Source organism: Lysobacter sp. F6437 (genome assembly GCF_052547215.1).
On the sequence record NZ_JBQWRB010000004.1, the window covers coordinates 204605 to 219289 of the forward strand.

Genomic DNA, 14685 nt, shown 5'->3' on the forward strand with positions numbered 1-14685 from the left:
CATTTTTGCAAGTCATTGATCCCGAAGAACCCTGCTTGAAGAAATCCGATTTCCACTATGAATTGCCACCTGCACTGATCGCGCAGGCGCCGTTGGCCGAACGCTCGTCGAGCCGCCTGCTGGTGGTGCCGCCCGTGCCGGGCAAGGCATTCGACAACCATTTCGAGGACCGGGTGTTCCGCGATCTGCCCGATCTGCTCCAACCGGGCGACCTGCTGGTGTTCAACGACACCCGGGTGATCCCGGCGCGGCTGTTCGGGCAGAAAGCCACCGGCGGCCGGGTCGAGATCCTGATCGAGCGCCTGCTGGGCGGGATGGACGCGCGCGCGCAACTGGGCGTCAGCAAGTCGCCCAAGGCCGGCGCGCATATCGCCCTGGATGCCGGTGGCGAGGCCGAGGTGCTCGGGCGCGACGGCGAGTTCTACCACCTGCGCTTCCACGTGCCCGAGGGCCTGGAGCAATGGCTGCTTCATGCCGGGCGCCTGCCGTTGCCGCCGTACATCCAGCGTGAGCCCGGCCGCGATGATGCCGAGCGCTACCAGACCGTGTTCGCACGCGAGACCGGTGCGGTCGCCGCGCCCACCGCCGGGCTGCATTTCGACCAGCCGCTGCTAGATGCGCTGCAGGCGCGCGGCGTGGACTTCGGCCACGTCACCCTGCACGTCGGCGCCGGTACGTTCCAGCCGGTGCGGGTCGACGACCTGTCCGAGCACGTGATGCACAGTGAATGGCTCAACGTCGGCGCCGAGTTGGTCGAGAAGATCCGCCAGACCCGCGCCGCCGGCGGCCGCGTGGTCGCGGTCGGCACCACCGTGGTGCGCGCGCTGGAGACGGCGTTGCGCCAGGGCAACGGCGGCGGGGACGGCCAGTTGCAACCGTTCGCCGGCGAGAGCCGCCTGTTCATCCTGCCCGGTTACAAAATCCGCTCGGTCGACGCGATGGTCACCAACTTCCACCTGCCCGAGAGCACCCTGTTGATGATGGTGTCCGCGTTCGCCGGCAAGGACCGGATCTTTGCCGCCTACGCACATGCGATCCGCGGGAAATACCGCTTCTTTTCCTATGGCGACGCGATGCTGCTGTTCCCGGAGGCCGGCGCATGAGCCGCATGTCGTTCGAGCTGCTCGGCACCGACGGCGCCGCCCGCCGCGGCCGCATCAGCTTTCCGCGCGGCACCATCGAGACGCCGGCGTTCATGCCGGTCGGCACCTACGGCTCGGTCAAGGGCGCGTTCCCGGACGCGATCGAAGCGCTCGGCGCGCAGATCATCCTCGGCAACACCTTCCACCTGTACCTGCGGCCGGGGCTGGAGGTGATCGAGGCGCACGGCGGCCTGCACGGCTTCATGGGTTGGGACAAACCAATACTCACCGACTCCGGTGGCTTCCAGGTGTTCTCGCTCGCCCACAAGCGCAAGATCACCGAGGCCGGCGTAACCTTCGCCGCGCCGACCGACGGCAGCAAGGTGTTCCTCGGCCCCGAGGAGAGCATGTATATCCAGAAGGTGCTCGGCTCGGACATCGTGATGATCTTCGACGAGTGCCCGCCGATACACCTCGATGGCAAGCCGGTCGGCGTGGACGTGGTGGACCGCTCGATGCGGCTCTCGCTGCGCTGGGCGGAGCGCTCGAAGCGCGCGCACGAGGGCAATGACGCGGCGCTGTTCGGCATCGTCCAGGGCGGCGTGTACCGCGACCTGCGCACGCAATCGGCGGAGGGGTTGAAGCAGATCGGCTTCGATGGCTATGCGATCGGCGGCCTCGCGGTGGGTGAGACCGAGGCCGAGCGCAACGCGATGCTCGAACACACCACGCCGCAGCTGCCGGAGGATCGCCCGCGCTACCTGATGGGTGTCGGCCGGCCGGAAGACCTGGTCGAGGCGGTCGCGCGCGGCGTCGACATGTTCGATTGCGTGATGCCGACCCGCAATGCCCGCAATGGCCATTTCTTCACCAGCGAAGGCGTGGTCCGCATACGCAACTCGAAGTACGAGAAGGACCTGGGGCCGATCGAGGAGGGCTGCGATTGCCACGCCTGCGCCAACGGCTTCAGCCGCAGCTACCTGCGCCACCTGGACCGCTGCAACGAGATGCTCGGGCCGATGCTTGGCACCCTGCACAACCTGCGGCACTACCAGCGGCTGATGGCCGGGATGCGCGAGGCGATCGGGCAGGGAACCTTTTCAGCCTTCCGCGAGTCTTTTTACGCGGCGCGCCGGTAGGGCGGCTTCAGCCGCGATCGTGGAGTCGGTCGCGCACGCCGGCTTCAGATCGCGGCTGAAGCCGCTCCTACAGGAGCCCCGGCTTCCCGGGGCGACCCCAGCCCAAGCCATGCCATAATCCCGGACTTATTTTCCGTCTATCCGGATATCCAACATGAACCTGCTCGATTTCGTGATCGCCCCCGCCCACGCCCAGGCTGCCGGCCAGGCCGCCCCGGGTGGCCTGTTCGGCGGTGGCCTGACGGGCCTGCTGTTCCCGATCCTGCTGATCGGCGTGATGTACTTCCTGATGATCCGCCCGCAGATGAAGCGCGCCAAGGAACACAAGGCGATGCTGGAGAAGCTGGTCAAGGGCGACGAAGTCCTGACCAACGGTGGCATGGCCGGCGTGGTCACCGACCTGGGCGACAACTTCATCACCGTGGAGATCGCCGACAACGTGCGCATCCGCGTGCAGAAGGGCGCGATCGCCAACGTCCTGCCCAAGGGCACCTTGAAGTCGGCCTGAGCCGCCACCAACCCACTTTGACGCACGGCGGCCGGGGTGGTCGCCGCAGGGGCAATCGATGCTGACTTACGCGCGCTGGAAATACATCGTCCTGGTGCTGGCCATCGTGTTGAGCACGCTGTATGCGCTGCCCAACCTCTACCAGAAGGACCCGTCGGTCCAGATCAGCGCCAGCCGCGGCGCACCGGTCGACCAGGCCCTGGTTGATCGGGTCGCGGGCGCCCTCGAGCAGGCCGAAGTGCCGGTCAAGGAGATCGAACTCGGCGACGACAGCGTGCTGGTGCGCCTGACCAGTGCCGAGCAGCAGACCCGCGCGTCGGACTCGCTCGACGAGGTCCTCGGCAGCGATTACGTGTCGGCGCTCAACCTCGCCTCCACCGTGCCGGACTGGCTGTCCTCGTTTGGTGCCAAGGGCATGTCGCTCGGCCTCGACCTGCAGGGTGGCGTCCACTTCCTGATGCAGGTGGACCAGAAGGCCGCGCTCGACAAGCACCTGACGGCGATCGTCGAGGACGCCCGCGTGGTGTTGCGTGATGCCCGCGTGCGCTACGAATCGGTCACGCGCCGACCCGACAACAGCGTGGTGGTCACCCTGGCCGAGGCCGCCGACGTGACCAAGGCGCGCGAGCAGCTCGCCGTGAGCCAGCCGGCGCTGACGATGGATGTCGAGGGTCGCGTCATCACGCTGCACATCCCCGACGCGGAACTGCAGCGCATGGCCACCAGTGCGCTCGAACAGAACCTTGGCACCCTGCGCAACCGCATCAACGCCCTGGGCGTGGCCGAGCCGTTGATCCAGCGCCAGGGCAACGACCGCATCGTGGTCGAGCTGGCCGGCGTGCAGGACACTGCCGAGGCCAAGCGACTGATCGGCGCCACCGCGACACTCGAGTATCGCGCCGTGGTCGAAGGCAACGCGTACGACGCGGTCGCCAGCGGCAACGTGCCACCACAGGCCAAGGTCTATTACCGCAAGGAGCTCGGCCCGGACGGCAAGCCGATCCCGGTCCTGCTCAACAAGCGCGTGATCGCCTCGGGCGACCAGTTGATCGGCGCCACCTCCGGTGTCGACCCGCAAAGCGGCACGCCGTCGGTGTCGGTGAAGCTGGATGCTTCCGGCGGCCAGCGCATGTTCGATTTCACCAGCCAGAACGTCGGCAAGCCGATGGCGGTGGTCTACATCGACCGCATCCCCGAAACCCGCATGGTCAACGGCGAGGAAGTCCGCACCACCCGCGTCAGCGAGGAGGTGATCTCGGTCGCCAACATCAATGGCGTCTTCAGCAAGGACTTCCAGACCACCGGCCTCGACAGCGCCAAGGAGGCGGCCGACCTGGCGCTGCTGCTGCGCTCGGGCTCGCTGGCCGCGCCGATGGACTTCGTCGAGGAGCGCGTGGTCGGCCCCAGCCTGGGCAAGGAGAACATCGAGCGTGGCCTGACCGCGGTCGCCTACTCGTTCTGCTTCGCGTTGCTGTTCTTCCTCGTCTATTACCGCATGTTCGGCCTGATCACCTGCGCCGCGCTGCTGCTCAACATCCTGATGCTGGTCGCGGTGATGTCGCTGTTCGGCGCCACCCTGACCCTGCCTGGCCTGGCCGGCATCGCGCTGACGGTGGGCCTGTCGGTCGACGCCAACGTGCTGATCAACGAACGCATACGCGAGGAACTGCTGCTCGGCCTGCCACCCAAGACCGCGATCGCGGTCGGCTACGAAAAGGCCACCGGCACGATCATGGACGCCAACCTGACGGCGATCCTTGCCGGCGTCGCGCTGTTCGCGTTCGGCACCGGGCCGGTCAAGGGCTTCGCGGTCGCGCTGATCGTCGGCATCGTCACCTCGATGTACACCGCGGTGTCCGCTTCACGGGCCATGGCCACGCTGATCTACGGCCGGCGCAAGAAGCTCAAGTCCATCGCGATCTGACGGGAAAACGACCATGAAACCTCTGACCATCTTCCCGACCGAACCGCGGATCAACTTCCTGCGGATGAAGTGGGCGGCGTTCGTGATCGGCGCCCTGCTGATCGCGGTCTCGATCGGCGCCATCGCCACCAAGGGCTTCAACTTCGCGCTGGATTTCACCGGCGGCACCGTGACCGAACTGCGCTTCGACAAGCCGGTCGACATCAACGCCGCGCGCGGACGCCTCGCGGACGCCGGGTTCGGCGAAGCCCAGGTCATCTCGTTCGGCTCGGGTAACGACCTTCTGGTACGCATGCAACTGGACGGCGTGGACGACGCGGAGAACAACGTCGCCGCCAATGCCCAGGCCGCCAGGCAGATCACCCAGGCGGTGTCGACCGCCGACAACCCCGGCACCGTGGTGCGCAGTGACTTCGTCGGCCCCCAGGTAGGAAAGGAGCTCGCGCTCAACGGCATCTGGGCGGTGATCTTCGTGGTCGTCGGCTTCCTGATCTACATCTCGTTCCGGTTCGAGAAGAAGTTCGCGATTGCGGCGGTACTCGCCTCGTTGCAGGACGTGCTCATCGTGCTGGGCTGGTTCGCGCTGAGTGGCCACGAGTTCGACCTGACCGTGCTGGCCGGCGTGCTCTCCGTGCTGGGCTTCTCGATCAACGACACCATCGTGGTGTTCGACCGCATCCGCGACAATTTCCGTTCGATGCGTGCCGACCCGGATACGATCATCAACGCCTCGATCAACCAGACCCTGTCGCGCACGGTGATCACCTCGTTCGTGGCATTCCTGACCGTACTGGCGTTGTACCTCTACGGCGGCGGTTCGCTGCGCGGCATGGCCGAGTCGCAGATGATCGGCGTGGTGATCGGCACCCTGTCGTCGATCTTCGTTGCCGCGCCGCTGCTGACCCTTGGCTTCCTCAAGGTCACCAAGCAGGACCTGTTGCCGAAGGCGAAGGACGAGGCGGCGCTGGCCCGCCGGCCGTAAGGCAGGGCATACAGCACCACGAAAAAGGCCGCGCAACCAGCGCGGCCTTTTTTTCACGACGACGCGGCGCGGTCAGTCGAACGCGGCGGCGTACCCGGTATTGACGATGCGCTGCTGCAGCAGCTCGGCGACCTTGATGTTGCCGGCAAGCAACGGCCGCCCGGCGACCCCGCGGGCGTCCATCGGTCCGGTGCTGCGGCCCTTGAAGTCGCCGACCTTGCCGCCGGCCTCGCGCACCATCAGTGCACCGGCGGCGATGTCCCACGGCTTCACCCCGGCCTCGAAATAGGCATCGGCGCGACCGGCGGCGACATACGCCAGGTCGAGCGCGGCCGAGCCGGTGCGGCGGATGTCCTCGATCTCGGTCAGCAGGGTGTCGACGCACTTCAGCTGGGCGCTGGCGCGCGAACGCTCGCGCGGCGGAAAGCCGGTCAGCACCATCGCGCCGGCCAGGTCCTTGCGGTCGGCAACGCGGATGCGCTTGTCGTTGAGGGTCGCGCCACTGCCGCGGCTGGCGGTGAACAGCTCGTTTCGCAACGGGTCGAAGATCACCCCGTGGACCGGCTCGCCGGCCTCGACCAGCGCGATCGACACGCAGAAGTGCGGGATCCCGCGCAGGTAGTTGCTGGTGCCGTCGAGCGGGTCGATCACCCAGGTGAAGCGGCTGCCGCCCTTGCCCGGCTTCTCGCCGCCTTCCTCGCCGAGGATCGCGTACTCCGGGGTCGAGCGGCGGAATTCCTTGATGATTTCCTTCTCGGCCAGCTCGTCGACCTCGCTGGCAAAGTCCATCCGGTCCTTCTCGACCACGTTCAGCGCGTCGAGCTTGTACATGTGGCGCAACAGCACGTTGCCGGCGGCACGGGCGGCCTTGACCATGAGGGTGACGGCGGGTTTCTGCATGGCGAACGGCCTCGGCTGGGCAAGCTGACGGGAGCGGGGGGATGGACTGGCGGCGGAAAAGAGCATCCGGCGGATGGCATCGAGTGCTCGCGGTGCCCTGGATGGGGTCGCGGCCGGTCGCGGAGTTTACCATTGCCGCCCATGAGTACCGAGTCGACGTCGCAACCCCCGCAGGCCGCCGAGCGGCTCCGTATCGTCCTGGTCGGCACCCAGCATCCCGGCAACATCGGTTCGGCGGCGCGCGCGCTGAAGACGATGGGGCTGGCGCGGCTGGTGCTGGTGGCGCCGGAGAAGGCCCCCAACGCCGAGTCCTTTGCGCTTGCCGCCGGCGCCCACGACCTGCTGGATGGCGCGGCATGCTTCCCGACCCTGGCCGGGGCGGTCGCCGATTGCCGGCTGGTGCTGGGCTGCACCGCGCGCAGCCGGCGGGTCGCGCTGGATGAGTTGCTGCCCCACGACGCCGCCATCCGCGCGGTCGACGAGGCCGCCGCCGGCGCCGAGGTCGCGCTGGTGTTCGGTCGCGAACGCACCGGGCTGGACAACGACGAGCTGCAACTGTGCCACGCCGCCGTGCACATCCCGGCCAACCCTGACTACAGCTCGCTGAACCTGGCCGCGGCGGTCCAGGTCCTGGCCTATGAATTGCGCCTCGCCCTGCTGGCCGCGACCGGCCCGGCGCAGCCGGCGGCGGCGCGCGACACGCCAGCCTCGCACGCGCAGCTGGAGGGGATGTTCGCGCAGTTCGGCGAGACCCTGGACGCGATCGACTTCCACAAGGGCCGCGCACCTGAATCGGCCATGCGCAAGCTGCGGCGCCTGTTCCTGCGTGCCGACCTCGACGAGCGCGAAGTCCGGCTGCTGCGCGGTATCCTCTCGGACGCCCAGCGCATGGCGATGCTCGCCGGGCGGCGCTAGGCATACACCTGCGTACCGAACGGTATCTATCGGCCCGGCCGGGTTTGGATTAGGCTTCCTGATCACCAGCGGGGGCGGGCCATGCAAGAGTTTCCGTGTTGATCAAAAGCTTGCGCCGTTTCGCTTGCGTGCTGTTGCTGGCCCTGACCTGCGGCATCCAGCCGGCGCTGGCGGCCGATGACGGCGTGCTGGTCCTCGGGCGCATCAGCGACAATCCCAAGGCCCACTACGAGCAACTCAAGCCGCTGCTCGACTACGTGGTGCCGCGGATGGCCGATGTCGGTATCCGCGAAGGCCGGATCCTGATGGCGCGCGACTCCCAGCAGATGGCCAGCTACCTGCGCCGTGGCCGGGTCGACTGGGTGACCGAGACCGCGGGTACCGGCGTGCTGTTGCGCCAGCGCTCCGGCGCCGAACCCTTGCTGTTGACCGAGCGTGGCGGCACGAGCCAGTACCACAGTGTGTTCTTCGCACGCCGTGACAGTGGCATCCGCAACCTCGACGACCTGCGGGGTCGCTGCATCGCGTTCCAGCGACCATCCTCCACCAGTGCCTATTTCGTTCCCGCCGGGGAATTGCTGGAGCGTGGCATAGAACTGGAGATCCTGCTGTCGCCGACCGACATGATCGATTCGGATGCACTGGGCTACCTGTTCGCCCGCTCGGAACTCAACATCTCCACCTGGGTGCACAAGAAACTGGTCGATGCCGGGGTGATGAGCAACCTCGACTGGGACAACCCGCGGCGGATGCCGGAGGCGTTCCGCGACGATTTCGTGATCATCGGCCGGACCCCGGACTATCCGCGCGCGGTCGAGATGGTCCGTAACGGGCTCGATCCCCGCGTCCGCGCCCGCCTGCACGAGGTGCTGATCGACGCGGCGTCGGATCCGGCGGCCCGCGAGGCCATGCTGCGGTTCTTCGGCACCACCCGGTTCCTGCCGCTGGACCCGGCGTCGGAGCACGCGCTGGACCGCATCGAGACCGGCGTCGCCCGGGTCCGCATGGAGGTCGAATGAAGCTGCGCCCCGGCTTGCAGACGCAATTCCTGCTGGTGGTGGCCGCCGGATTGCTGGTGGTGGTGGCGCTGATCGGGCTGCAACTGCATCGCCAGCACCGGGTGCAGGTGGAGGTCGAGGGCATCAGCCGCGAGGCGATGCAGGCGATGGCCAGCGACAGCCTGCAGCGGCGCGGCGAGGGCATGGTCGTGCAACTGGCCGACTCGCTGGCCAATCCGCTGTACTACTTCGACCTCGACGAGATCGGCGGGCTGGCGCGCTCGACCCTGCGCCAGCCGGGCATCCGGTACGTCATCGTGTTCGACCGCAAGGGCAACATCCTGCACGACGGCAACGAGGAGATCCCGAGCTACGGCCAGCGGATGGACGACCCGCAGGCCTACGAGGCGATCAACGCGCGGAGCCTGCATACCCAGGTTGACGACGCGACGATGGACGTGTCGGCACCGATCATGATCGGCCAGCAGCGCATCGGCGGGGTCCGGGTCGGCTACGACCTGGTGGCGATGCGCGGCTACCGCGAGCTTGCGCTGTCCGACCTGCGGAGCCGCCTGTCCGAACTCGGGCGGCGCAACCTGTTCTGGGTCGGCCTGCTCGGGGCCGGCCTGCTGGCACTGGGTGCGGGCGTGTTGTGGCTGGTGCAGCGCTCGCTGGTGCAGCCGATCCGGCAACTGGCCGACTCCGCCCGTGCGATCGAGGTCGGCCGGTTCGATACACCGCTGCCGACCAGCGACCGCAGCGACGAACTGGGCGACCTGATGCGCGCGTTCACGCGGATGCGCGACAGCGTCGCCCGGCACGACCGGGACATCCGGCGCATGGCGTATACCGATGCGCTCACCGGGCTCGCCAACCGCCTGGCGTTCCGTGATGCACTGGACCAGCGCCTGCTGCGGCTGCGTGGCGCCGGTCGCCAGCTCGCGTTGTTGTTCGCCGACGTAGACGACTTCAAGCGGATCAACGACACCCTCGGCCACGATGCCGGCGACGAGGTGCTGCTGCAGTTCGCCCACCGCATCCGCGCCGCGGTCGAGCGGCTGGGCGGCGAGGACGCGATGCTGGCCCGTTTCGGCGGAGACGAGTTCGTGATCCTGGTCGAGGCCGATGCCAGCACCGGCGATGTCCGTGGCATCGCGACCCGCCTGGCCGAGGCGCTGGTCGAGGAGCTCGGCGCGCCGTTGATGGTGCATGACCGCCAGGTATTCCTCGGCACCTCGATCGGCATCACCCTGTTCCCCGAGGACGCCGTCAGCGCGACATCGCTGATGAAGAACGGCGACATCGCGATGTACCAGGCCAAGGTCGCCGACAAGAACTGCTTCCGCTTCTACAGCCGGGCCATGGACCAGGCGGTCGAGCGCCGCGTGCACCTGGAGCAGGAACTGCGCGGCGCCTGGGACCGTGGCGAACTCAGCCTCGCCTACCAGCCGTTCTACCGCCTCTCCGATGGCCTGCTGGTCGGCGCCGAGGCGCTGCTGCGCTGGAAGCATCCGGAGCAGGGCGTGATCGCGCCGTCGGTGTTCATCGACGTGGCCGAGCAGAGCGGCCTGATCGAGACGATCGGCCCGCAGGTGCTGCGCGCGGCCTGCGTCGATGCGATGCGGTGGCAGCAGTTGCGCGGTGGTGCCGAGCCGTTGTTCGTGTCGGTCAACGTCTCGCCCCGGCAGTTGCGCAATGGCGACCTGCCGCAGGTCGTGACCGATTGCCTGCGCGACAGCGGGCTGGCCCCGAAACACCTGCACATCGAGTTGACGGAAACCGCGGTGATTGGCGACGAGGCCCATGCCAGCCGGTTGCTCAACCGCTTGCGCGCGAGCGGGGTCAAGGTCTGGCTGGATGACTTCGGTACCGGTTTCTCCGGCCTGAGCCACCTGCGACGCGTGCCCGTCGACGGGGTCAAGATCGACCGCAGCTTCGTCGCCGACATCCTGCGCGACCCGGACGACCTGGCGCTGACCACCGCGATCATCGCGATGGCGCATTCGCTGGGGATCACGGTGGTAGCCGAGGGGGTCGAGAACGAGGGCCAGTACGACATCCTGCGTGAACGCAATTGCGACCTCGCGCAGGGCTACTGGCTCGGCCACCCGCTACCGGTCGAAGAGTTCCTCGACCTGCTGCGGCCCGAATCGATGCCGGTGTAGGAGCAGCCCGGGCTAGACCAGCAGGTCGACCCAGCGCGCACCCATCGCCGCGAGCTGGCCGGAGAGGACCCCGAACACCCCCACCGCGATCGCGCCGACGATCCACGCCACCCCCATCAGTATCCCGTCGCGTTCCAGCAGTGCCAGCGAGAACAGCAGCAGCAATCCGCCGAACAGGAAGTTGGTGAAGGGGATCGGCAACGACAGCAGCAATCCGAGCAGGATCAGCAGCAGGCCGGTCACCGCGCTGGCCAGGCGACGGTCGAGCATGCCGCTGGCGCGGGGCTTCACCACCCGCTCCAGCCGCGCGAGCCAGGGAGACAGCATGTCGCGGAACCGGCTGATCGAGTGCCGGTGCGGCCCATGCCGGGCGATGAAGCGCGGCAGCCAAGGCGTGCGCCGGCCGACCAGCAGCTGTGCGCCGATCAGGATCACCAGGGGCCCGCTGACCGCGCCACCAACCCCGGGAATCGGGATGAAGGCGGGCAGGGTGGAGACGAACAGCAACATGCCGAACGAGCGTTTGCCGAGCCCGGCGAACACGTCACCGAGCCTGAGCACCTCGTCCGGATCGCCCAGCGTGAAGGCATCGAGCAGGGCGCGGGTGCCTGCCTCCTGGATGCCTTCGTGCCTATCCGCTGGTCTCATCGTTGTCCAGGTCCTGCACTGATTCGCGATACAGCAGCAGCTTGTCGATCCGTGGGCCATCGAGATCGACTACCTCGACCCGCCAGCCCGGCCACGAAAAATGCTCCCCCACGTTGGGAATGCGGCCGTAATGAGCGATCACCATGCCAGCGGCGGTGTGGAAATCGTGTTCGTCCTCGCCTGGTACCGTGTTGCCGACCAGTTCGCGCAGGTCCTCGACATGCAGTGAACCGTCGATCAGCCACGAGCCGTCGGCGCGTTCGACCACCGGCGACGAACTCTCGTCAAAGCTTTCGGACGCGGGGTTCATGCCGGACTGGATCCGGCCGATGACCGCACCCATCACGTCGTTGACCGTGACCAGGCCGGTGACGTCGCCGTACTCGTCGACCACCAGCGCCAGCGACTGCTGCTCCTCGCGGAAGATCTCCAGCAGCTTCAGCGCGTGGGTCGACTCCGACACGAACAGCGCCTCGCGCATGTCGCCGAACAGGTCGATCGGCACGCCCGGCGCCAGTGCACGCAGCAGCGACTTGGCCTCGACCACGCCGACCACGTCCTGGTCGCTGCCGCGCAGCACCGGGAAACGCGAGAACGGCGACTGCCGCATCGTCGCCAGGTTCTCCTCCAGCGGGGCATCGGCGTCGAGCCAGCTGATCCGCGTGCGCGGGGTCATCAGGCTGTCGGTCAGGCGGTCGCCGAGGCCGAGCACGCGGTGCACCATCTTGCGTTCGTCGGCATCGATCACGCCCTGCTCATGGCTCTCGCTGACCAGCAGGCGGATCTCCTCCTCGCTGATGGCGCTGCGGGCGTCGTCCTTGATGCCAAGCATCCGCAGCACCGCGCGGTTGATCGCGCCCAGGGCGAACACCACCGGCTTGGCCGCGGTCGCCAGCCCCGACAGCGGTATCGCGATCGCGCAGGCGATGCGTTCGGGATTGGTCAGCGCCAGCCGCTTCGGGATCAGCTCGCCGAAGATGACCTGCGCGGCGGTGATCAACCCGACCGCGGTGCCGATGCCGATGCCTTCCGCGTACTCGCGGGCGTTGGGCCACAGGCCGTCGATCCAGCCGGCAATGACCAGCCCGATGGCCTCGCCGCCGAACAGGCCGGTCAGCACGCCGATCAGGGTGATGCCGACCTGCACCGTCGACAGCAGGTTGTCGGGATGCTCGGCCAGCGCCAATGCCTTGCGCGCGGCGCGGCTGGGGTGGACGGGGTCTTCGGCAAGTTGCTTGAGGCGCAACTTGCGCGAGGTCATCAAGGCCATCTCCGACATCGCGAAGAAGGCATTGAGGACGATCAGGGCCAGGACGATCAGGATTTCCAGCATGCATCCGGTTCCGGTGGCTGGAGTCCTTGCGGGCGCCGGCCGGGGAAGGAACCGGCAGGCGGAGGTTTGGGGTCGTCGTCCATGTGTGGGGCTGGGTTGTACCGGTTGGTAGCGGGTTCGATGGCGTGCTGTCGCGCCGCAGGGACGCCGACGGATGGTATCAGGTCACCCCCGCGGCCCTGGATGAAGGGCCGGATGGGAGCGCGATTGTCTCGAAACCGTCATAATTCCGCCCGCCCCGCGCTCATCACCACTCCTTCTGCCCGCGCTCCGCCGCCGCACGACGAGGTCATCGCCCATGTTTTCCCTGCAAACCATCTTCGGCCAAGGCAACCAGTTCTACACTTTGCTCGAGGATGCCGCGGACGCCGCGTACGACAGCACCAAGGCGCTGCACGTGATGCTCAAGGGCTCGGAGCGGCAGCCGGCGCTCGACGCGTTCAAGCTCGCCCGCCAGCGTGAGCGCGATGCCTCCGACCAGATCAGCCAGGCGCTGGTCGACAGCTTCATCACCCCGATCGAGCGCGAGGACATCGAGGCGCTGGGCTCGGCGCTGTACAAGATCCCCAAGCAGGTCGAGAAGTTCGCCGACCGTTACTCGCTGGCGCTGCAGCACCTGGAGCACATCGACTTCGCCCCGCGCGCGTCGATGCTGGAGGAGGCGGCGGCGGTCGTGGTCGACATGGTCCGGCTGTTGCCGAAGATGAACCTGGAGCAGATGAAGGCCCTCAGCGACAAGCTGCGCGCGCTGGAGAACGAGGCCGACCGGCTGATGCTGGAGCTGTATCGCGACATCTACTCCGGCAAGCTGGACCCGCTGCAGATGTTCCTGCTCAAGGAATTCTTCGAGATCCTCGAAAAGGCCATCGATCGCTGCCGCGAGGCAGGCGTGGTGGCCTATGAAATCGTCCTGAAGAACTCCTGAGGACCGCGGGATGCTGACCCTGGTCATGACCGTGGTGCTGGTGGCACTCATCTTCGAGTACGTCAACGGCTTCCACGACACCGCCAACTCGATCGCCACCGTGGTGGCCACCAAGGTGCTGTCGCCGGGCCAGGCGGTGATGATGGCCGCCAGTACCAACCTGATCGGTGCGCTCTGGGGTACCGCGGTGGCCAAGACCATTGCTTCGGGCCTGATCGATGCCGGCGTGGTCGATGTCGGCGCGCAGCTGATCCTGTGCGCGCTGCTCGGCGCCATCATCTGGAACCTGATCACGTGGTGGCTCGGCCTGCCGTCGTCGTCCTCGCATGCGCTGATCGGCGGACTGGTCGGCGCGGCACTCGCGGCGGCGAGCAACAACTTCGACGCGATCATCTTCAACCAGCCGATGGACCCCTGGTATAAGAGCGCAGGCGTGCTGTGGAAAGTGATCGTGCCGATGATCAGTTCGCCGGTGTTGGGTTTCACCGCCGGCTTCCTGCTGATGGGCGTGCTGTTCGCGATCATCTCGGCGATGGCCCGCAGCGGCGGCTGGCTGGCGCGGCTCGCACGGCCGCGCTGGGTCAACGCATTCTTCGGCAAGGCGCAACTGGCCAGCGCCGGCTACATGGGCTTCGCCCACGGCATGAACGACGCGCAGAAGACCATGGGCATCATCGCCCTGCTGCTGGTCAGCGCCCAGGCCAATGGCGTGCTGGACGACCTGCCGGGCTGGCTGGCGTTCCTGCACCCGTCACCGGGTGCGCTGAGCGACGGCGACATCGACATCTGGATCAAGATCACCTGCGCGCTGGTGATGGCCGCCGGTACCGCCGCGGGCGGCTGGCGGATCATCAAGACGCTGGGCCACAAGCTGGTCAAGCTGCACCCGATCCACGGCTTCGCGGCCGAGGCCAGTGCGGCGTCGGTGATTACCCTGGCCAGCTCGCTGGGCATCCCGGTGTCGACCACCCACAACATCTCGTCGGCGATCATGGGCGTCGGTACGGCCAAGCGCTTCAATGCGATCAAGTGGACCGTGGTGGAGAAGATGATCTGGGCGTGGATCCTGACGATCCCGATGGCCGGCGGCATGGCCTACGGCCTGTTCCTGCTGATCGCGAAGCTGGGCTGGGCCTGACCGGGCCGGGTCGGGCCGTAGCCGTAGC

The 14685-nt window shown here is 67.5% G+C and carries 13 protein-coding genes; 10 read left to right on the forward strand and 3 right to left on the reverse strand.

Features of this window, described 5'->3' with window-relative positions; genetic code table 11:
- Positions 1–35: 35 nt before the first annotated feature.
- The 5 genes from queA (at position 36) to secF (ending at position 5635) form a co-directional block, all read left to right on the forward strand.
- Positions 36–1103, forward strand: a complete 1068-nt coding sequence (queA, locus tag ACT9F5_RS12715; protein WP_445120323.1) for a tRNA preQ1(34) S-adenosylmethionine ribosyltransferase-isomerase QueA — start codon at positions 36–38, stop codon at positions 1101–1103.
- Entirely contained in the window at positions 1100–2221 is a 1122-nt protein-coding gene (tgt, locus tag ACT9F5_RS12720) for a tRNA guanosine(34) transglycosylase Tgt (protein ID WP_445120324.1), read from the forward strand. Before queA ends, tgt begins: the two co-directional genes overlap by 4 nt.
- 154 nt (positions 2222–2375) lie before the next feature.
- Entirely contained in the window at positions 2376–2729 is a 354-nt protein-coding gene (gene yajC, locus ACT9F5_RS12725) for a preprotein translocase subunit YajC (RefSeq protein ID WP_445120325.1), read from the forward strand.
- A 58-nt stretch (positions 2730–2787) separates the two neighbouring features.
- Positions 2788–4653: a protein translocase subunit SecD gene (secD, locus tag ACT9F5_RS12730; protein ID WP_445120326.1), complete on the forward strand. Its 1866-nt coding sequence runs from the start codon at positions 2788–2790 to the stop codon at positions 4651–4653.
- 13 nt (positions 4654–4666) lie between these two features.
- Positions 4667–5635, forward strand: a complete 969-nt coding sequence (gene secF, locus ACT9F5_RS12735; RefSeq protein ID WP_445120327.1) for a protein translocase subunit SecF — start codon at positions 4667–4669, stop codon at positions 5633–5635.
- Between the two features lie 72 nt (positions 5636–5707).
- Here secF and ACT9F5_RS12740 read toward each other — a convergent pair whose 3' ends face one another.
- Positions 5708–6535 carry an inositol monophosphatase family protein gene (locus ACT9F5_RS12740; protein WP_445120328.1) on the reverse strand — a complete coding sequence of 276 codons (828 nt, stop codon included), beginning with the start codon at positions 6533–6535 and terminating at the stop codon, positions 5708–5710.
- A 141-nt stretch (positions 6536–6676) separates the two neighbouring features.
- Here ACT9F5_RS12740 and ACT9F5_RS12745 point away from each other — a divergent pair, with 141 nt between their 5' ends.
- The 3 genes from ACT9F5_RS12745 (at position 6677) to ACT9F5_RS12755 (ending at position 10613) form a co-directional block, all read left to right on the forward strand.
- Complete coding sequence (locus ACT9F5_RS12745) at positions 6677–7450, forward strand: TrmJ/YjtD family RNA methyltransferase (protein ID WP_445120329.1); 774 nt, start codon at positions 6677–6679, stop codon at positions 7448–7450.
- Positions 7451–7551: 101 nt separating this feature from the next.
- Positions 7552–8469 (forward strand): PhnD/SsuA/transferrin family substrate-binding protein, encoded by a 918-nt coding sequence (locus ACT9F5_RS12750; protein ID WP_445120406.1) that lies wholly within the window; start codon positions 7552–7554, stop codon positions 8467–8469.
- Positions 8466–10613 carry an EAL domain-containing protein gene (locus tag ACT9F5_RS12755; RefSeq protein ID WP_445120330.1) on the forward strand — a complete coding sequence of 716 codons (2148 nt, stop codon included), beginning with the start codon at positions 8466–8468 and terminating at the stop codon, positions 10611–10613. Before ACT9F5_RS12750 ends, ACT9F5_RS12755 begins: the two co-directional genes overlap by 4 nt.
- 12 nt (positions 10614–10625) lie before the next feature.
- On the opposite strand, the gene ACT9F5_RS12760 is transcribed toward ACT9F5_RS12755, so the two are convergent.
- Both ACT9F5_RS12760 and ACT9F5_RS12765 read right to left on the reverse strand, forming a co-directional pair.
- Complete coding sequence (locus ACT9F5_RS12760; protein WP_445120331.1) at positions 10626–11261, reverse strand: exopolysaccharide biosynthesis protein; 636 nt, start codon at positions 11259–11261, stop codon at positions 10626–10628.
- On the reverse strand, positions 11245–12594 hold the full coding sequence (locus ACT9F5_RS12765) for a CNNM domain-containing protein (protein WP_445120332.1): 1350 nt from the start codon (positions 12592–12594) through the stop codon (positions 11245–11247). The genes ACT9F5_RS12760 and ACT9F5_RS12765 overlap by 17 nt, the downstream gene beginning before the upstream one ends.
- A 298-nt stretch (positions 12595–12892) precedes the next feature.
- Here ACT9F5_RS12765 and ACT9F5_RS12770 point away from each other — a divergent pair, with 298 nt between their 5' ends.
- Both ACT9F5_RS12770 and ACT9F5_RS12775 read left to right on the forward strand, forming a co-directional pair.
- Positions 12893–13519 (forward strand): DUF47 family protein, encoded by a 627-nt coding sequence (locus tag ACT9F5_RS12770; protein WP_445099942.1) that lies wholly within the window; start codon positions 12893–12895, stop codon positions 13517–13519.
- A gap of 10 nt (positions 13520–13529) precedes the next feature.
- On the forward strand, positions 13530–14657 hold the full coding sequence (locus tag ACT9F5_RS12775; RefSeq protein ID WP_445120333.1) for an inorganic phosphate transporter: 1128 nt from the start codon (positions 13530–13532) through the stop codon (positions 14655–14657).
- The last annotated feature ends 28 nt before the right edge of the window (positions 14658–14685 follow it).